Here is a 17,192-nt window from a genome sequence, read left to right as displayed (position 1 = left end):
CCCGCCCGTCCCGCCCCCGCAGCCAAGCCCGCCGCCCCGGCTCCCGCCGCCGCGGCTCCTGCTCCGGCGGCATCCGCTCCGGCCGCGCCCACCCGTCCGGCAGCTCCGGCTCCCGGCCCGCGCCCGGCGGCCAGTGCGCCCCAGGCTCCGGCACCTCAGGCTCCGGCGGCGCAGGCTCCCGCGCCGCAGGCTCCGGCGCCGCAGGCTCCGGCGGCCAGCGCTGCCCCGCAGGCCCCGTCGGCCCCGCGGCCGGCGGCTCCGCGTCCGGCCGGTGGGGCGACCCCCGGTGCGGCCGGTCCCCGGCCCGGCCCGCGTCCGGCGCCCCGCCCGGGCAACAACCCCTTCAGCAGCACGCCGCGTCCGGCTCCGGCCGGCGGTGCCCGTCCCGGTCCGGCCGCCCCCGGCGCCCGTCCCGCCGGCCCCGGCGGTCCTGGCGGTGCGCGTCCGGCCCCCGGCTCCGGTGGCCCCCGTCCGGCACCCGGTGCCGGCGGTCCGCGTCCCGGCGGTCCCCGCCCGGCGGCCGGCCCCGGTGGGCCCCGCCCCAACCCGGGCATGATGCCGCAGCGTCCCTCGCCCGGCATGATGCCGCCGCGTCCGGCGGCCGGCGGCCGTCCCGGCGGCGGTGGTCCCGGTGGTCCCGGCGGCCGTGGTCGTCCCGGTGGTCCCGGTGGCGGTGGCGGCGGCGGCGGAGGTTTCCGACCCGGTGGTGGCGGCGGTGCCCCCGGCGGTGGCGGCGCCCCGGCCGGCGGTGGCTTCCGTGGTGGCGGCGGTGGCCGCGGTCGCGGTCGCGGCGGCTCCGGTGCCGGTACGGCCGGTGCCTTCGGTCGTCCCGGCGGGCGTGGCCCGGTCCGCGGTCGCAAGAGCAAGAAGCAGCGGCGTCAGGAATTCGACTCGATGGCGGCGCCCAGCATGGGTGGCGTCTCGCTGCCGCGCGGCAACGGACAGACCGTCCGCCTGCCGCGAGGTGCGTCGCTGACCGACCTCGCCGAGAAGATCGGCGCCCAGCCGGCCGCCCTGGTCACCGCCCTGTTCCACCTGGGCGAGATGGTCACGGCGACCCAGTCGGTCAACGACGAGACGCTGCAGCTGCTCGGTGCCGAGATCGACTGGGTCATCCAGGTGGTCAGCCCCGAGGACGAGGACCGCGAGCTGCTCGAGACCTTCGACCTGACCTTCGGCGACGAAGAGGGCGAGGAGGGCGACTGGGAGGCCCGTCCGCCGGTCGTGACCGTGATGGGTCACGTCGACCACGGGAAGACGAAGCTGCTGGACGCCCTGCGCGACACCAACGTGGTGTCGAAGGAGGCCGGTGGCATCACCCAGCACATCGGCGCCTACCAGATCGTCACCGAGCTCGAGGGCAACGAGCGGCCGGTCACGTTCATCGACACCCCGGGTCACGAGTCGTTCACCGCGATGCGTGCCCGTGGGGCCAAGGTCACCGACATCGTCGTCCTGGTCGTCGCGGCCGACGACGGCGTCATGCCGCAGACGGTCGAGGCGCTCAACCACGCCCAGGCCGCCGAGGTGCCGATCGTGGTCGCGGTGAACAAGGTGGACAAGGAGGGGGCCAACCCCGCCAAGGTCCGCCAGCAGCTCACCGAGTACGGCCTGGTGGCCGAGGAGTACGGCGGTGACACGATGTTCGTCGACGTCTCGGCCATCACCCGGCAGGGTCTCGACGAGCTCCTCACGGCTGTCCTGCTGACCGCCGACGCCTCGCTGGACCTGCGCGCGAACACCGAGCAGGACCCGCAGGGTGTCGTCATCGAGGGCAAGCTGGACAAGGGCCGCGGCCCCGTCGCCACGGTGCTGGTCCAGCGCGGAACCCTGCGTCAGGGCGACTCGATCGTGGCCGGCGACGCCTACGGTCGCGTCCGGTCGCTGCTCGACGAGCACGGCAACAAGCTGAAGGAAGCCCTCCCGGCCCGCCCCGTGCAGGTCGTCGGGCTCACCTCGGTGCCGCGCGCCGGTGACACGTTCCTCGTGGTCGAGGAGGACCGGGTGGCCCGGCAGATCGCCGACCGCCGCCAGGCCCGCATCCGCAACGCGCAGAACGCCTCCATGCGCAAGCGGATCAGCCTCGAGGACCTCGACGCGGCGCTCAAGGAGACCCGTCAGCTCAACCTGATCATCAAGGGCGACAACTCGGGCACCGTCGAGGCGCTCGAAGAGGCGCTGATGAAGATCGAGGTCGACGACGACATCTCGCTGCGGGTCATCCACCGCGGCGTCGGTGGCATCACCAAGAGCGACATCGACCTCGCGCTGGCCGACGACGTCATCGTCCTGGGCTTCAACGTCCGGGCCGAGGGTCAGGCCACCGAGCTGGCCAACCGCGAGGGGGTGGACGTCCGGTACTACACAGTCATCTACCAGGCCATCGACGAGATCGAGGCCGCGCTCAAGGGCATGCTCAAGCCGGTCTACGAGGAGGTCCAGCTGGGCACGGCGGAGGTCCGCGAGGTCTTCCGGGTGCCCAAGATCGGCAACGTCGCCGGTTCGCTGGTCCGCAGCGGCACGATCGTCCGCAACTCGAAGGCCCGGCTGATGCGCGACGGTGCCGTGGTCGCCGACAACCTGACCGTCGAGTCGCTGCGTCGCTTCAAGGACGACGCGACCGAGGTCCGCGAGGGTTACGAGTGCGGTATCGGCCTGGGGTCGTTCAACGACATCAAGGTCGACGACGTGATCGAGACCTTCGAGATGCGCGAGATCCCGCGCACATAAGTGACTGGTCGCCCAGCAGCAGGGGAGTGATCCGGTGTTCGTCGGATCGCTGACCGCTGACCTGCTGCTGGGCGACGTCCACTCGCTCAAGGGGAAGCGCGCCGTGGTGCGGCCGATCGTGGCCGAACTGCGGCGTCGCTTCGCCGTGTCCGCCGCCGAGGTCGGTGACCAGGATCTGCACCGCCGTGCGCAGGTCGGCGTCGCCACGGTCGCCGGCGACGCCGGGCAGGTGTCCGACGTCCTCGACGCCTGCGAGCGGTTGCTGGCCGAGCATCCGGAGGTGACGCTGCTCTCGACGCATCGGCAGCTCTTCAGCGACACCGATTAAGAAGGGTCCCCGTCCCGGACCCCGCCCGCCGTCCACCCGGCGTCCTCGCGACGCCCCGACTCAGGAGGTCCTTCGATGGCCGATCCGGCCCGCGCACGCAAGCTGGCGGTGCGCATCCGTCAGATCGTCTCCGCCACGATCGAGATGCAGATCAAGGACCCTCGACTGGGCATGGTGACCGTCACCGACGCCCGCGTGACCAGCGACCTCCGCGAGGCCACGGTCTTCTACACCGTCTACGGCGACGAGACCCAGATCGCCGACTCGGCCAAGGCCCTGGCCAGCGCGACCGGCGTGCTGCGCTCTGCCGTGGGCAAGCAGACCGGCATCAAGTTCGTCCCGACCCTGACGTTCGTCGCCGACATCGTCCCGGACACCGCCCGGGAGCTCGAGGAGGCGCTCGAGCGTGCCCGGCAGGCCGACGCCGAGCTCGCCCGCGCCCGCGAGGGCGCCGCCTTCGCCGGCGAGCCGGATCCCTACCGCAAGCCCGCGGAGGACGAGGACGACGAAGACGGCACGGACGCCGTCGCGACTGCCGATGAGGATGTCGACGACGTCGCCGTCCGGAGCAGGAGCGCATCATGAGCGAAGTGGACCCGGACCCGTACGAGCCCGCGGGCGAGCAGGGTTCCCCCGGTGACCCCACCGACGGAGGCAAGCACGGCGAGATCGGCGCCGCGCCGAGCATCGCCTCCGACGAGCCCGACGCCGCGGGCCCCGGGTACCCGGTCGGTGGCGGGGACGTGAGCGAGGAGTCCGACGCCGTGCCGGTCGCCGACCCCGGACCGGACGCCTGAACCCGTGAGCGCTTCGTCCGCCCGCACCGCGGCCGGCGTCCTCGCCGAGGCTGCCGACGCGCACGCGACCGTCGTCCTCTCCGGGCACGTCCAGCCCGACGCCGACGCACTCGGCAGCACCCTGGCACTCGCCGAGGGGCTCCGGCGCCGGGGTGCCCGCGTCCTGACCACGTTCCCCGACCCGTTCACCCTGCCCGCGTCGCTGGGCTGGCTGCCCGGAGCCGAGGGGCTGGTGGCGTCGTCGATGGTCCCGGCCTCGCCCGACGTCTTCGTCAGCCTCGACGCGGCCTCGCCCGGCCGGCTCGGCGAGCTCGCCGTGCTCCTCGACGACGCGGGCACGTCGGTCGTCGTCGACCACCACGCCAGCAACCCGGGTTTCGGCGACGTCCGGCTCATCGACGGTCATGCCCCGGCCACGGTCACCCTGGTCGCCGACCTGCTCGACGAGCTCGGCGTGACCGTCGACCACCAGCTCGCCACGCTGCTGTACGCGGGGCTGGCCGCTGACACCGGGTCCTTCCGCTTCGGCAACACCCGGCCCGACACCCACGAGCTCGCCGCCCGCCTGCTGGCGACCGGCATCGACCACTCCGACATCAGCCGGCGCCTGTTCGACACCGCTCCGTTCGGCTGGCTCGGGCTGCTGTCGGTGGTGACCGGTCGCGCCGTGCTGGAGCCGGAGGTCGGTGCTGGCCTGGTCTGGACCTGGTCGAGCACCGCCGAGGCGGGCGAGCACGGCCTGGCCGGCGAGCAGCTCGAGGCGCTGGTCGACGTCGTCCGCTCCACCGAGGAGGCCGACGTGGCCTGCGTCCTCAAGGGTCAGGACGACGGCTCGTGGTCGGTGTCCCTGCGCTCCCGGGGCGGCACCGACCTCGCCCGTGTCGCGACGGCCCTCGGCGGCGGGGGCCACGTGCTCGCCGCCGGCTACAGCTCCTACCTCGACCGCGAGAAGACCGTCGAGGCCCTGCGCCGGGAGCTCTGTGAACTGGCGGCCTCCGGCCGACCACCGCGTCCAGGTGCCGTCCCCCACGGGCGCTGAGCCGGACCACGGCTCCGCGTCGGGAGGCCTCCGGCCCCCGCGCCGCGGCCCGTCCATAGTCGGTCTGGCCGTGCCGGCGCTCGTCGTGCTGGCGGCGGAGCCGCTGTACCTCCTGGTCGACACCGCGGTCGTCGGCCACCTCGGCACCGTCCCGCTCGGCGGGCTCGCCGTGGGCGGGGGACTGCTCGCGTGGTCGGCCGCCCTGCTCAACTTCCTCGCCTACGGCACCACGGCCCGCGCCGCGCGGCGGGCCGGCGCCGGCGACCGGGCCGGCGCCGTCGCCGAGGGGGTCCAGGCGACCTGGCTGGCGCTCGCCCTCGGCGTCGCCGTCCTCCTGCTGTTCCAGCTCCTGGCCGGGCCGCTGACCCGGCTGCTCGCCGGCGGGGCGGGTCCGGTGGCCGCGGCGGGGGAGCAGTGGCTGCGCGTCGCGGGATTCGGCGCCCCGCTCCTGCTCGTCTCCCTCGCCGGCAACGGCTGGTTGCGCGGGGTCGCGGAGCTGCGACGGCCGGTGCACTTCGTGCTCGCCGGAGCGCTGCTGAGCCTGGTGCTCTGCCCGCTGCTGGTGCACCCCGTCGGGCTGGGCCTGATCGGGTCGGCGATCGCCAACGTGGTCGGGCAGTCGCTCACCGCCGGTCTGTTCCTGCGCGCGCTCGTGCGCGAGGGCGCCGACTGGCGTCCCCGGCTGCCCGCCCTCCGCTCCCAGCTGGTCATCGGCCGCGACCTGCTGCTGCGCGCCGCCGTCCTGCAGCTGTCGTTCCTGGTCGCCGCCGGCGTGGCCGCCCGGGCCGGGGCGGCGGACCTCGGCGCGCACCAGATCGCCCTGCAGCTGTTCTTCTTCCTCGCGCTGGTGCTCGACGCCTTCGCCATCGCCGCCCAGACCCTCGTCGGCCGGGCACTCGGCGGCGGCCACCCGGCCGATGCCCGCGCCACCGCGCGCCGGGTGGCCGGGTGGGGGCTGGGCACCGGGGTGGTGGTCGCCGCCGTGCTCGTCGCCCTGCGCGACGTGCTGCCCCCGCTGTTCAGCAGCGACCCCGCGGTGCTCGCCGGAGCGGGGCTGGTCTGGTGGTTCCTCGCCGGGATGCAACCGCTCGCCGGGGTGGTGTTCGCCCTGGACGGCGTCCTGATGGGCGCCGGCGACGTCGGCTACCTGCGCACGGTCACCATCGGTGCGGCCGTCGTCGGCTTCCTGCCGCTGTCGCTGCTCGCCGCGCCGATGGGCTGGGGACTGGCCGGGATCTGGACCGGACTGGTGCTCTTCATCGCCCTGCGGCTGGTCGCGGTGCTGTGGCGGGTGGCGGGTGATCGCTGGCTGGCGGCACCTGTGAGAGTGACCGGGTGAGCCCCCGGAAGCCCGACGCCGACGTCCCGCCCGGTCTGCTGCTCGTCGACAAGGCGCCCGGCATGACCTCGCACGACGTCGTCGCGCGCGCCCGACGGGTGCTCTCGGTCCGCAAGGTCGGCCACGCCGGCACGCTCGACCCGATGGCCACCGGCCTGCTGATCCTCGGGGTGGGGGCCGCGACCCGGCTGCTCGGCCTGGTCGGCGGCCACGACAAGACCTACGAGGCCACGATCCGCCTCGGGCAGACGACGGTCACCGACGACCGCGAGGGGGAGACCCTCACCACGACGTCGGCCGCCGGGATCGACGACGACGCCGTCCGTGCGGCGCTCGCGGCGCAGACCGGCCCGCTGCAGCAGGTGCCGTCGTCGGTGAGCGCGGTGAAGGTCGCCGGCCGCCGGTCCTACGACCGGGTCCGCGCGGGCGAGACGGTCGAACTCGCCCCCCGGTCGGTCACCGTCCACCGGCTCGAGGTGCGCGGCATCACCCGGCCGACCCCCGACCTGGTCGACGTGGACGTCACGGTCGACTGCACCGCAGGCACCTACATCCGCGCCATCGCCCGTGACGCCGGGGCCGCCCTCGGCGTCGGGGGCCACCTCACCGCCCTGCGGCGCACCGCCTCCGGCCCGTTCGACGTCACCCGCGCGGCCCCCGTCGAGGAGGCCGCAGCAGCGCTCGCCGCGGGCGGCGGGCCGGGCGTGCTCCCGCTGACCGAGGCGGCCGCGACCGTCTTCCCGGTGCGGGCCGTCTCCACCGAGGAGGCGACCGCGCTCGCCTACGGGCAACGGATCACCGCCACCGGGATCGCCGGGCCGCACGCGGCCGTGGACCCGGCCGGCCGGCTGGTCGCACTCGTCGAGGACGCCGGCGCCACCGCCCGGGTGGCCGTGGGCTTCCCGCCCGCGTCATAGCCTGCGGTACGTGAGCTCCCTCGACGACCGCCTCGACGCTCTCGCGGCGCAGTTCGCCCCGCTGCCGGGGGTCCTGGTCGCGTTCTCCGGCGGGGTCGACTCCGGCGTCGTCCTGGCCGCGGCGGTCCGGGCCCTCGGTGCCGGCCGCGTCGTCGCCGCCACCGCGGTCTCGCCGAGCCTGCCCGCCGCCGAGCGCGCCGCCGCTGCGGAGTTCGGCACCTCCCTCGGCGTCCGTCACGAGTTCCCGCGCACCGACGAGCTCTCCCGGGAGGGGTACGTCGCCAACGCGGGGGACCGCTGCGCGTTCTGCAAGTCCGAACTGGTCGACGTCCTCACCCCGCTGGCGGCGCGGCTCGGGATCGCCGACGTCGTCACCGGCACCAACGCCGACGATCTGACGGCGGGCTTCCGCCCCGGCATCGCGGCGGCCGCCGCCCGCGGGGCGTGGGCTCCGCTGGCCCGGGCCGGCCTGACCAAGGACGACGTCCGGGCCGCCGCCCGCCGCTGGGAGCTGCCGCTGGCCGACAAGCCTGCCGCGGCGTGCCTGGCCAGCCGGATCGCCTACGGGGTCCCGGTGAGCGCCGAGGGGCTGGCCCGTGTCGAGCACGCCGAGGCCGACCTGCGCGCGGCGCTGGAGGCCGCCGGGTTGCCGGTGCGCGACCTGCGGGTGCGCGACCTGGGTGCCGACACCGCCCGGATCGAGGTGGACGCGACCCGGGTGGCGGAGCTGACCGACCGGCCCGATCTGCTCGCGGCGGTGCGCGGTTTCGCCCGGGTCGAGGTGGACCCGCGCGGGTTCCGGTCGGGCTCGATGAACGAGCTGCTGCCCGATCCGGTCCGCTACCGCTGAACCCGACCACCACTGTGGCCGCCGCTATCGGTGAAGAGTGCGCACCACCTTGGCTGCGGCCACGGCGGCCCCGAAGCCGTTGTCGATGTTGACGACGACGACGCCCGGCGCGCAGGCGGTGAGCATGGTCAGCAGCGGCGCCAACCCCTCGAACGCCGCGCCGTAGCCGACCGACGTCGGCACCGCGACGACCAGCCGGTCGGTCAGCCCGGCCACCACCCCGGGCAGCGCCCCGTCCATGCCGGCCACGACGACGACCGCGTCCGCGGCGGCGAGCTCGCCCGCGACCTCCAGCACGCGGTGCACCCCGGCGACCCCGACGTCGTCGACCCGGCGGCTTCCGATGCCCAGGGCGGCAAGCGTCGCGGCCACCTCCGCGGCGACCGGTCCGTCCGACGTGCCGGCCGCGACCACCAGCACCTCGCCCACGGGCTCGGGCAGGTCGCCGACGTAGACCACCCGGGCCGCCTCGTCGGCCCGCGCCCCGGCCCAGCGCTCCCGGACGGCGGCGGCGGTGGCGTCGTCCACCCGGGTGGCGAAGGCCAGCGGCGCTCCGCCGTCGAGCAGCGCCGCCAGGCAGGCCACGGTCTCGGCCGGGGTCTTGCCGGCCGCGTAGACGACCTCCGGCGCGCCGGTGCGTGCCGCCCGGTCCAGGTCCAGCCGGGCGAACCCGATGTCGGCGATGCGGTGCGTGCTCACCGGTCAAGCATGCGGGATTGGCCGCCGGTCCCAGCGGGAAGGGCAACGACATGAGCATCGTCAAGATCAATGCGATCGTCGTCCCGCCGGACAGGCAGGAGCGGTTCGAGGAGCGCTTCCGCGGTCGGGGCGGGCACGTCGAGCGGACGCCGGGCTTCGAGTGGTTCGAGTTGCTCCGGCCGCTCGAGGGCACCGACCAGTACCTGGTCTACACCCGGTGGAGCAGCGAGGAGGCGTACCGGGCGTGGGAGTCCAGCCAGGACTTCGCGCGTTCCCACGGCGGCGGCGGCGACGACCTCGCGCCGGCGGCGAGCGACTCGCACCACCTGTGGTCCTACGCGGTGATCGAGTCCACCGGGCCGCACGCCGGGTAGGAGGACGTCCTACGAACGGCGGCTAGTGTGACGGCATCGGCCCCCGGGGCGGGGCCGGTGCCGATCCGTCGCACGCCCAGGTGGGAGACATGACCGACACGCTCGCCGACAGCCGCACCTCCTCTCGAATGTTCACCGAGGACGTGCCGCTCGTGGTGGAGGACGTGCAGGGCAGGCCGTCCACCGAGCGCGCCACGATGCTCGCCGACCCCGGCTTCGGGCGGTACTTCACCGACCGCATGTTCGTGGCCCGCTACCAGACCGGGAAGGGCTGGTACGACGCCCGCCTGACGGCCTACGGCCCGCTTCAGCTCGACCCGAGCACCGCGGCGCTGCACTACGCGCAGTCGATCTTCGAGGGGCTCAAGGCCTACGCCCAGCCCGACGGCAGCGTGGCCACCTTCCGGCCGGAGGCCAACGCCGCCCGGTTCGCCCGCGGTGCCCGGCGCCTGGCGATGCCGCCGGTGCCCGAGGACGGCTTCCTCAACGCCGTCGACGCCCTCGTCGACGCCGACCGTGACTGGGTGCCCACCGGCGCCGACCAGACGCTCTACCTGCGGCCCTACCAGCTCGCGACCGAGCCGTTCCTCGGCGTGCGCCCCGCCAGCGAGTACCTGTTCCTGGTCATCGCCAGCCCGGCCGGTGCCTACTTCCCCCGGGGCGTGCAGCCGGTGTCGGTCTATCTCTCCGAGGACTACATCCGCGCCGCGCCCGGGGGCACCGGCGACGTCAAGTGCGCCGGCAACTACGCGGCCAGCCTGCTCGCCCAGGAGCAGGCCATCGAGGCCGGCTGCGACCAGGTGGTGTGGCTCGACGCGGTGGAGAAGCGCTACGTCGAGGAGATGGGCGGGATGAACCTGTTCTTCGTCCTCGGTTCCGGCGCCGACGCCGAGCTGGTCACCCCCGAGCTCACCGGCACGCTGCTGCCCGGGATCACCCGTGACTCGCTGATCACGCTGGCCCGCGAGCTCGGGCACACCGTCACCGAGCGCCGCTGGAGCGTCGACGAGTGGCGCGCCGGTGTGGCCGACGGCACCGTCACCGAGACCTTCGCGTGCGGCACGGCCGCGGTGATCACGCCGGTCGGCGAGGTGAAGGCGCGCACCGGTGACTTCACCGTCGGCGACGGCACCCCCGGGCCGCTGACCATGAAGCTGCGCGAGTCGCTGCTCGACATCCAGCACGGGCGGGTGGCCGACACCCACGGCTGGCTGCACCGCGTTTCCTGACGGGGCGGGCGGGGACAGACACGGTGTTGCGCTGGCGGGGGTTGGAGGCGACCCCGGGTGACCTCGGCCGGACGGTGGTCACCATCGGGATGTACGACGGCGTCCACCTCGGTCACCAGACCCTGATCGGCGCCGCGGTGGCGCGCGCGCGGGCGATGCGCCGTCCCTGCCTGCTGCTCACGTTCGACCCGCACCCGGCCGAGGTCGTCCGCCCGGGCTCGCACCCGGCCATCCTCACCTCGATGGACCGCAAGGCCGAGCTGGTCGCCGAGCTCGGGGTGGACGCCATGTGCGTGCTGCCGTTCACGCCGGACTTCATGCGGCTCTCGCCCGAGACGTTCACGCACACCGTGCTCGTCGAGCACCTGCACACCGCGCAGGTCGTGGTGGGGGAGAACTTCACCTACGGCCACCGCGCCGCCGGCACGGTGCAGACGCTGGAGGTCGAGGGACGGCGGTTCGGGTTCGCCGTGGAGCCGGTCGCGCTGGCCGAGGACACCTCCGACGACGGCGCGGTGACGATCTCCTCCACCTACATCCGGGCCTGCGTCGCGGCGGGGGACATGGTGTCGGCGGCGCGCGCGCTCGGCCGCCCGCACCGGGTCGACGGCGTCGTCGTCCGCGGCGACCGCCGGGGCCGGGACCTCGGCTACCCGACGGCGAACGTGGAGAGCCCGCCGTTCACCGCCATCCCGGCCGACGGCGTGTACGCCGGGCACCTGGTGACCCGCGACCCGCGTAGCGGCGCCAGCCGGGATCGCTTCCCGGCCGCGATCTCGGTCGGGACCAACCCGACCTTCCAGGGGAGTCGGCGCACGGTCGAGGCGTTCGTGCTGGACTACGACGACGACCTCTACGGCGAGCACGTGGGAGTGGAGTTCGTGCAGCGGCTGCGTCCGATGGCGGCGTTCCCCGACGTCGAGGGGCTCCTGGCCGCCATGGCCCAGGACGTCTCCGACACCCGCCAGATCCTCGGCATGTAGCCTCGTGGGGTCGTCGGTCACCCGACGATGTGTGAGAGCTGCCCTCGTGATTCAGACCGAGGGCCACACGTGACCCGCCCCGGAGGCGATCCATGGCGCTCGAGAGCGCAGTCAAGAAGCAGATCATGACCGAGTACGCCACGGTCGAGAACGACACCGGTTCGCCCGAGGTCCAGGTCGCGATGCTGACCCGTCGGATCAGCGACCTCACCGAGCACCTCAAGATGCACAAGCACGACCACCACAGCCGGCGGGGCCTGCTCCTGCTGGTCGGCCGGCGTCGCCGGCTGCTGAACTACCTGGCGAAGACCGACATCACGCGGTACCGCTCGCTGATCGAGCGGCTCGGCCTGCGCCGCTAGCACGTCGAGGGGGCCGCTCCCGGAAGAACCCGGGACGGTCCCCTCTCCCGTGCGGCACCCGCCGCACGGGTCACCGGCCACCCGCCGGCCGCGTCCCTCGAGGGCCGGTCCTCGGTAGTGGCCCCCGGGACGCCCGGGCCCAGCACGGGAACGGCGCCGCCCGAGGGCTTCGATCGAGCACCGGTCGCCCCGGACGCAGGACGGCACAGCACCAGAAGAACTGGCCGTCAGAGGAGTCGCAGACCGGCACGAGGCCGATGCGACGAGAAGAGAGAAGGACACATGTCCGCACCCACCACAGACACCACCGACTTCGACGCCGAGGACGGCGTCTACACCGCCACCGCGGTCATCGACAACGGCAGCCGCGGCAGCCGCACCGTCACCTTCGAGACCGGCCGGCTCGCCCGTCAGGCCGCCGGCTCCGTCGTCGCCAGCATGGGCGACACCATGCTGCTCTCGGCCACCACGGCCGGGCGGCAGCCCAAGGAGCAGTTCGACTTCTTCCCGCTGACGGTCGACGTCGAGGAGCGGATGTACGCCGCCGGGCGCATCCCCGGCTCGTTCTTCCGCCGCGAGGGCCGCCCGTCCGAGGACGCGATCCTCACCTGCCGGCTCATCGACCGCCCGCTGCGCCCGACGTTCGCCAAGGGCCTGCGCAACGAGGTCCAGGTCGTCATCACGGTCCTGTCGCTGGACCCCGACCACCTCTACGACGTGCTCGCGATCAACGGCGCCTCGGCGTCCACGCAGCTGTCCGGCCTGCCGTTCTCCGGTCCGGTCGGCGGCACCCGCGTCGCGCTGGTCGACGGCCAGTGGATCGGGTTCCCGACGCACAGCGAGCTCGAGGACGCCGTCTTCGACATGGTCGTGGCCGGCCGGGTCCTGCCCGACGGCGACGTCGCGATCATGATGGTCGAGGCCGAGGCCACCGAGAAGACGATCGCGCTGATCGCCGGCGGCGCCCCCGCGCCCACCGAGGAGGTCGTGGCCCAGGGTCTCGAGGCCGCCAAGCCGTTCATCAAGGCGCTGTGCGAGGCGCAGAGCGCCCTGGCCGCGAAGGCCGCCAAGCCGGTCCAGGAGTTCCCCCGCTTCCTCGACTACCAGGACGACGTCTACGCCGCCGTCGAGGCCCACGCCGCCGAGAAGCTCGCCGCCGCGCAGGCGATCGCCGGCAAGCAGGAGCGGGAGGCCGCGACCGACGCCCTCAAGGACGAGGTCAAGGCCGCGCTCTCCGGCCAGTTCGAGGGCCGCGAGAAGGAGATCTCCGGTGCCTTCCGGGCGGTGACCAAGAAGGTCGTCCGCCAGCGCATCCTCCGCGACAAGGTCCGCATCGACGGCCGCGGCGTCACCGACATCCGGCCGCTGTCGGCCGAGGTCGAGGTCATCCCGCGCGTCCACGGTTCGGCGCTGTTCGAGCGCGGCGAGACGCAGATCCTCGGCGTCACCACGCTGAACATGCTCCGCATGGAGCAGCAGCTGGACACGCTGAGCCCGGACAACAAGAAGCGCTACATGCACAACTACAACTTCCCGCCGTACTCGACCGGTGAGACCGGCCGCGTGGGCTCGCCCAAGCGTCGCGAGATCGGCCACGGCGCGCTCGCCGAGCGTGCGCTCCTGCCGGTGCTCCCCGACCGCGAGGAGTTCCCCTACGCGATCCGCCAGGTGTCGGAGGCGCTGAGCTCCAACGGCTCGACGTCGATGGGTTCGGTCTGCGCCTCGACCCTCGCGCTGCTCAACGCCGGTGTGCCGCTGCGCGCCCCGGTCGCCGGCATCGCCATGGGCCTCGTCTCCGACGAGGTCGACGGCAAGACCGAGTACGTCGCGCTGACCGACATCCTCGGCGCCGAGGACGCCTTCGGTGACATGGACTTCAAGGTCGCCGGCACCAAGGACTTCGTCACGGCCCTCCAGCTGGACACGAAGCTCGACGGCATCCCCTCCGACGTCCTGGCCCAGGCGCTGACCCAGGCCCGCGCCGCCCGCCTGCACATCCTCGACGTCATGGGCGAGGCCATCGACGGTCCCGACGAGATGAGCCCGTACGCCCCGCGGGTGACCACGGTGCGCATCCCGGTCGACAAGATCGGCGCGGTCATCGGCCCCAAGGGCCAGATGATCAACGCGATCCAGGACGAGACCGGCGCCGACATCACCATCGAGGACGACGGCACGATCTACGTCGGCGCCTCCGACGGCCCCTCGGCCCAGGCCGCCGTGGACCGGATCAACGCGATCGCCAACCCGCAGATGCCCAAGGTCGGCGAGCGCTTCCTCGGCACGGTCGTCAAGACCACGCCGTTCGGCGCCTTCGTCTCCCTGCTCCCGGGCAAGGACGGGCTGGTGCACATCAGCAAGCTCGGTGGCGGCAAGCGCATCGGCAAGGTCGAGGACGTCGTGAACGTCGGCGACAAGCTGCAGGTCGAGATCACCGACATCGACGCCCGGGGCAAGATCAGCCTGGTGCCGGTCGAGGGCGCCGCCGAGGGTGCTCCTGCCGAGGCTCCGGCCGACGCCGCTGCTGCCCCCGCGGGTGAGTGAACACGGCTGAATCCAGCTCGAGCGTGATCGGGACCGGGGTGGGCGCTGCGGCGTCCGCCCCGGTTCCCGTTCCGGTCGGGCAGACGCAGCTCCTCGACGTCGACGAGTTCGGCGGCCGGGTGGAGCGCACCGAGCTCCCGGGCGGCCTGCGCGTGCTGACCGAGACGATGCCCGGCGTTCTCTCGGCGACCCTCGGCATCTGGGTGGGCGTCGGCTCGCGCGACGAGAGCCCCGACGTCGCCGGGTCGTCGCACTTCCTCGAGCACCTGCTGTTCAAGGGGACGACGAGCCGCAGCGCCCTGGAGATCGCGACGGCCATGGACGCCGTCGGCGGTGAGATGAACGCGTTCACCGCCAAGGAGCACACCTGCTACTACGCCAACGTCCTGGCCAGCGACCTGCCGTTGGCCGTGACGCTGCTGTCGGACCTGGTCACCGAGGCGTGCAACACCGCCGAGGACCTGGAGTCCGAGCGCACGGTGGTGCTCGAGGAGATCGCCATGCGCGACGACGAGCCCTCCGACGCGGTGCACGACCTGTTCTCCGAGACGCTCTTCGGTGACACCCCGCTCGGTCGCTCGGTGCTCGGGACGGTCGAGTCGATCGAAGGCCTGACCCGGGACGACGTCGACGGGTGGTACCGCGCCCGGTACGCGATGCCCTCGATCGTGGTCACCGCCGCGGGGCGCGTCGAGCACCAACAGGTGCTCGACCTGGTCACCGCCGCGTTCGGGAGCCGGCTGGCGGGGGACGCGCGCCCCGCCCCGCTGCGGCTGGGTGACGTGGCGCCGGAGAAGCCGGCCCGCCCCGCGGGCCTGATCGCTCGCCGGACCGAGCAGACCCACCTGCTGCTCGGCCTGCCCGGCATGGGCCGGCTGGACGACCGGCGGTATGCCGCGGCCGTGCTCGACGCCGCGGTCGGCGGCGGCATGAGCTCGCGGCTGTTCCAGGAGATCCGCGAGAAGCGCGGCCTGGTCTACAGCGTCGGGTCCGCCCTCACCCACTACGCAGGAACGGGCTCCTTCTCGGTGTACGCCGGGTGCTCGAAGAAGCGCGTTCCCGAGGTGCTGCGGCTGGTCCGCGAGGAGCTCGCACGGGTGGCGGCCGAGGGGCTGACCACCGAGGAGGTGGTCCGCGGCCGCGGCCAGCTCAAGGGCAACCTGGTGCTCGGGCTCGAGGACACCGGCTCGCGGATGAGCCGGCTGGGCAAGAGCGAGCTGTCCTACGGGGAGTACCTCCCCGTGCGCGAGGTGCTCGCCCGGCTGGAGGCCGTGGACGAGACGCAGGTCCGCGCGGTCGCGGCCGAGCTGCTCACCCGCGACACCTGCCTCGCCGTCGTCGGCCCCTACCGCGAGTCCGACCTCGACCGGCTGTGAGACCGGCTCTGCAGGTGCACGGCGCCCTCGCGCGGGGCGCCTTCGCGGTCATGGTGCTGGTCTCGCTGGCCGTGCTGTTCGCCCCGGCCTCCGATGTGCCGACGGCGCCACCCGGCGTCGACAAGGTCGTCCACGCCCTGCTGTTCCTCGCGCTCGCGCTGACCGGGCGGTGGGCCGGGATCGGGCAGGCGCTGCTGGGTGGGGCCCTGGTCGGCTACGCCGTCGTCAGCGAGCTCGCGCAGGGGCTCACGCCGCTGGCGCGCACGATGTCGGTGGCCGACTGGCTGGCAGACGTCGTCGGGATCCTCGCCGGCCTGCTGCTCTGGCGGCTGACCGAGCGCGGAGCACCACCCGGCTGATCGCCCGGCGGGTCGGCCCGGGCGGTGTTGCGCGGGGACGGTGCGCCAGGAAGCCTGACCGCGTGACGACGAGCACCTCCACCCCGGCCCAGCAGGACTCTCTCGTTCCCGAGCGGGAGGAACCCGTGATCAACGTCGGTGTGCTGGGCGCCCGCGGGCGGATGGGCACCGAGGTCGTGAAGGCGGTCAACGCCGCGGCCGACCTCGAGCTCGTCGCCATGGTCGACGACGGCGACTGGTTGTTCAACGTCGCCGACGCCGGCGCCCAGGTGGTCGTCGACTTCACCCGGCCGGACGTCGTGATGGACAACATCCGGTTCTGCATCGACCAGAACATCCACTGCGTGGTCGGCACCACCGGCTTCGACGAGGCCAAGCTCGCGACGATCGCCGAATGGCTCGAGCCCAAGCCCGACCTCGGCGTGGTCATCGCCCCGAACTTCGGCATCGGCGCCGTCCTGCTCATGCGTTTCGCCCAGGAGGCAGCGCGCTTCTTCCCGTCCGTCGAGATCGTCGAGCTGCACCACCCCAACAAGGTCGACGCGCCCTCGGGCACTGCGGTCCGCACCGCCCGCCTCATCGCCGCGGCCCGCCGGGCCGCCGGCCTGCCGGCCGCTCCCGACGCCACCAAGGAGGCGGACTCCCTGCCCGGTGCCCGGGGTGCCGACATCGAGGGCGTGCCCGTGCACGCCGTGCGCCTGACCGGCCTGGTGGCACACCAGGAGGTCCTCATGGGTGCGGAGGGGGAGACACTGACCCTCCGGCACGACTCGTACGACCGCGCGTCGTTCATGCCCGGCGTGCTCCTGGCGGTGCGGGAGATCGGGCGCCGACCGGGTCTCACCGTGGGGATCGAGAGCCTGCTGGGCCTCTGAACCGGGGCCGGGCCGGGCCCGGGACCCCCTGTGCGAGGAGCCTCGGACTCGTGTATGGTTCTCGATGCGCCGCGCGGCCGGAAGGCCAGCCGGATGAGCCCCCGGGTTCAACCGCTGCGATGCACGGCGTAGAGTTGGACATCCAGCCACGAGGGAAGCCCGCGAGGGTCGACTTTGTGCGCGTCCGCTCCTTGAGAACTCAACAGCGTGCCGAAAGTCAGTGCCAAGTAATACCCCGTGCCGGGGCCTTTCGGGGTTCTGGTTTGGGATTCCTTTGGTTGATTGATATCGAGAGCGTCCAGTTCTCGGTTCTCAGCTGCGATCAAATCATCTACGGAGAGTTTGATCCTGGCTCAGGACGAACGCTGGCGGCGTGCTTAACACATGCAAG

At 73.5% G+C, this 17,192-nt stretch carries 17 protein-coding genes and 1 rRNA gene; 17 read left to right on the top strand and 1 reads right to left on the bottom strand.

What is annotated here, in order from left to right:
• The first annotated feature begins 894 nt into the window (after nucleotides 1-894).
• The 8 genes from infB to larE all read left to right on the top strand — a co-directional run bounded on the left by infB (nucleotide 895) and on the right by larE (nucleotide 8,000).
• Nucleotides 895-2,730: a translation initiation factor IF-2 gene (infB, locus tag ABD644_RS15000; RefSeq protein ID WP_344690003.1), complete on the top strand. Its 1,836-nt coding sequence runs from the start codon at nucleotides 895-897 to the stop codon at nucleotides 2,728-2,730.
• 34 nt (nucleotides 2,731-2,764) lie between these two features.
• Complete coding sequence (locus tag ABD644_RS14995) at nucleotides 2,765-3,058, top strand: DUF503 domain-containing protein (RefSeq protein WP_344689753.1); 294 nt, start codon at nucleotides 2,765-2,767, stop codon at nucleotides 3,056-3,058.
• 75 nt (nucleotides 3,059-3,133) lie between these two features.
• Nucleotides 3,134-3,643, top strand: a complete 510-nt coding sequence (gene rbfA, locus ABD644_RS14990; RefSeq protein ID WP_344689752.1) for a 30S ribosome-binding factor RbfA — start codon at nucleotides 3,134-3,136, stop codon at nucleotides 3,641-3,643.
• Nucleotides 3,640-3,855, top strand: coding sequence for a hypothetical protein (locus ABD644_RS14985; RefSeq protein WP_344689751.1), 216 nt, complete (start codon nucleotides 3,640-3,642; stop codon nucleotides 3,853-3,855). Before rbfA ends, ABD644_RS14985 begins: the two co-directional genes overlap by 4 nt.
• Before the next feature lie 4 nt (nucleotides 3,856-3,859).
• Nucleotides 3,860-4,894, top strand: coding sequence for a DHH family phosphoesterase (locus ABD644_RS14980; RefSeq protein WP_344689750.1), 1,035 nt, complete (start codon nucleotides 3,860-3,862; stop codon nucleotides 4,892-4,894).
• 70 nt (nucleotides 4,895-4,964) lie between these two features.
• A complete protein-coding gene (locus ABD644_RS14975; RefSeq protein ID WP_344689749.1) occupies nucleotides 4,965-6,233 on the top strand; it encodes an MATE family efflux transporter in 1,269 nt (422 codons plus the stop codon).
• The gene (truB, locus tag ABD644_RS14970; RefSeq protein WP_344689748.1) at nucleotides 6,230-7,150 is read left to right on the top strand and encodes a tRNA pseudouridine(55) synthase TruB; all 921 of its coding nucleotides are present in this window, start codon (nucleotides 6,230-6,232) and stop codon (nucleotides 7,148-7,150) included. The genes ABD644_RS14975 and truB overlap by 4 nt, the downstream gene beginning before the upstream one ends.
• A gap of 10 nt (nucleotides 7,151-7,160) precedes the next feature.
• Nucleotides 7,161-8,000 carry an ATP-dependent sacrificial sulfur transferase LarE gene (gene larE / locus ABD644_RS14965; protein WP_344689747.1) on the top strand — a complete coding sequence of 280 codons (840 nt, stop codon included), beginning with the start codon at nucleotides 7,161-7,163 and terminating at the stop codon, nucleotides 7,998-8,000.
• 24 nt (nucleotides 8,001-8,024) lie between these two features.
• Here larE and larB read toward each other — a convergent pair whose 3' ends face one another.
• The gene (larB, locus tag ABD644_RS14960; RefSeq protein ID WP_344689746.1) at nucleotides 8,025-8,699 is read right to left on the bottom strand and encodes a nickel pincer cofactor biosynthesis protein LarB; all 675 of its coding nucleotides are present in this window, start codon (nucleotides 8,697-8,699) and stop codon (nucleotides 8,025-8,027) included.
• Between the two features lie 50 nt (nucleotides 8,700-8,749).
• On the opposite strand from larB, the gene ABD644_RS14955 reads away from it, so the two are divergent.
• The 9 genes from ABD644_RS14955 to ABD644_RS14915 form a co-directional block, all read left to right on the top strand.
• Complete coding sequence (locus tag ABD644_RS14955) at nucleotides 8,750-9,073, top strand: antibiotic biosynthesis monooxygenase family protein (RefSeq protein ID WP_344689745.1); 324 nt, start codon at nucleotides 8,750-8,752, stop codon at nucleotides 9,071-9,073.
• A gap of 89 nt (nucleotides 9,074-9,162) precedes the next feature.
• Nucleotides 9,163-10,302 carry a branched-chain amino acid aminotransferase gene (locus ABD644_RS14950; protein WP_344689744.1) on the top strand — a complete coding sequence of 380 codons (1,140 nt, stop codon included), beginning with the start codon at nucleotides 9,163-9,165 and terminating at the stop codon, nucleotides 10,300-10,302.
• 23 nt (nucleotides 10,303-10,325) lie between these two features.
• On the top strand, nucleotides 10,326-11,285 hold the full coding sequence (locus ABD644_RS14945; RefSeq protein WP_344689743.1) for a bifunctional riboflavin kinase/FAD synthetase: 960 nt from the start codon (nucleotides 10,326-10,328) through the stop codon (nucleotides 11,283-11,285).
• A gap of 92 nt (nucleotides 11,286-11,377) precedes the next feature.
• Nucleotides 11,378-11,647, top strand: coding sequence for a 30S ribosomal protein S15 (gene rpsO, locus ABD644_RS14940; protein ID WP_344689742.1), 270 nt, complete (start codon nucleotides 11,378-11,380; stop codon nucleotides 11,645-11,647).
• 282 nt (nucleotides 11,648-11,929) lie between these two features.
• Nucleotides 11,930-14,191 (top strand): polyribonucleotide nucleotidyltransferase, encoded by a 2,262-nt coding sequence (locus ABD644_RS14935; RefSeq protein WP_344689741.1) that lies wholly within the window; start codon nucleotides 11,930-11,932, stop codon nucleotides 14,189-14,191.
• 23 nt (nucleotides 14,192-14,214) lie between these two features.
• A complete protein-coding gene (locus ABD644_RS14930) occupies nucleotides 14,215-15,567 on the top strand; it encodes a M16 family metallopeptidase (RefSeq protein ID WP_344689740.1) in 1,353 nt (450 codons plus the stop codon).
• A complete protein-coding gene (locus tag ABD644_RS14925; protein WP_344689739.1) occupies nucleotides 15,564-15,926 on the top strand; it encodes a VanZ family protein in 363 nt (120 codons plus the stop codon). Before ABD644_RS14930 ends, ABD644_RS14925 begins: the two co-directional genes overlap by 4 nt.
• A 62-nt stretch (nucleotides 15,927-15,988) precedes the next feature.
• Nucleotides 15,989-16,801 carry a 4-hydroxy-tetrahydrodipicolinate reductase gene (gene dapB / locus ABD644_RS14920; protein WP_344689738.1) on the top strand — a complete coding sequence of 271 codons (813 nt, stop codon included), beginning with the start codon at nucleotides 15,989-15,991 and terminating at the stop codon, nucleotides 16,799-16,801.
• A gap of 330 nt (nucleotides 16,802-17,131) precedes the next feature.
• Nucleotides 17,132-17,192 (top strand): 16S ribosomal RNA (locus ABD644_RS14915); the annotation flags it as partial.

Source organism: Blastococcus jejuensis, assembly GCF_039534705.1.
Classification (GTDB): domain Bacteria; phylum Actinomycetota; class Actinomycetes; order Mycobacteriales; family Geodermatophilaceae; genus Blastococcus_B; species Blastococcus_B jejuensis.
The sequence above is the reverse complement of the archived record's forward strand: the minus strand, read 5'-3'. Positions and strand labels throughout refer to the sequence as shown.

Bases quoted from the DNA above. Each gene is read 5' to 3' on its own strand.
- ABD644_RS14955 (WP_344689745.1), top strand. From the start codon at position 8,750: ATGAGCATCGTCAAGATCAATGCGATCGTCGTCCCGCCGGACAGGCAG.
- rbfA (WP_344689752.1), top strand. From the start codon at position 3,134: ATGGCCGATCCGGCCCGCGCACGCAAGCTGGCGGTGCGCATCCGTCAG.
- ABD644_RS14950 (WP_344689744.1), top strand. From the start codon at position 9,163: ATGACCGACACGCTCGCCGACAGCCGCACCTCCTCTCGAATGTTCACC.
- ABD644_RS14985 (WP_344689751.1), top strand. From the start codon at position 3,640: ATGAGCGAAGTGGACCCGGACCCGTACGAGCCCGCGGGCGAGCAGGGT.
- infB (WP_344690003.1), top strand. From the start codon at position 895: ATGGCGGCGCCCAGCATGGGTGGCGTCTCGCTGCCGCGCGGCAACGGA.
- rpsO (WP_344689742.1), top strand. From the start codon at position 11,378: ATGGCGCTCGAGAGCGCAGTCAAGAAGCAGATCATGACCGAGTACGCC.
- ABD644_RS14935 (WP_344689741.1), top strand. From the start codon at position 11,930: ATGTCCGCACCCACCACAGACACCACCGACTTCGACGCCGAGGACGGC.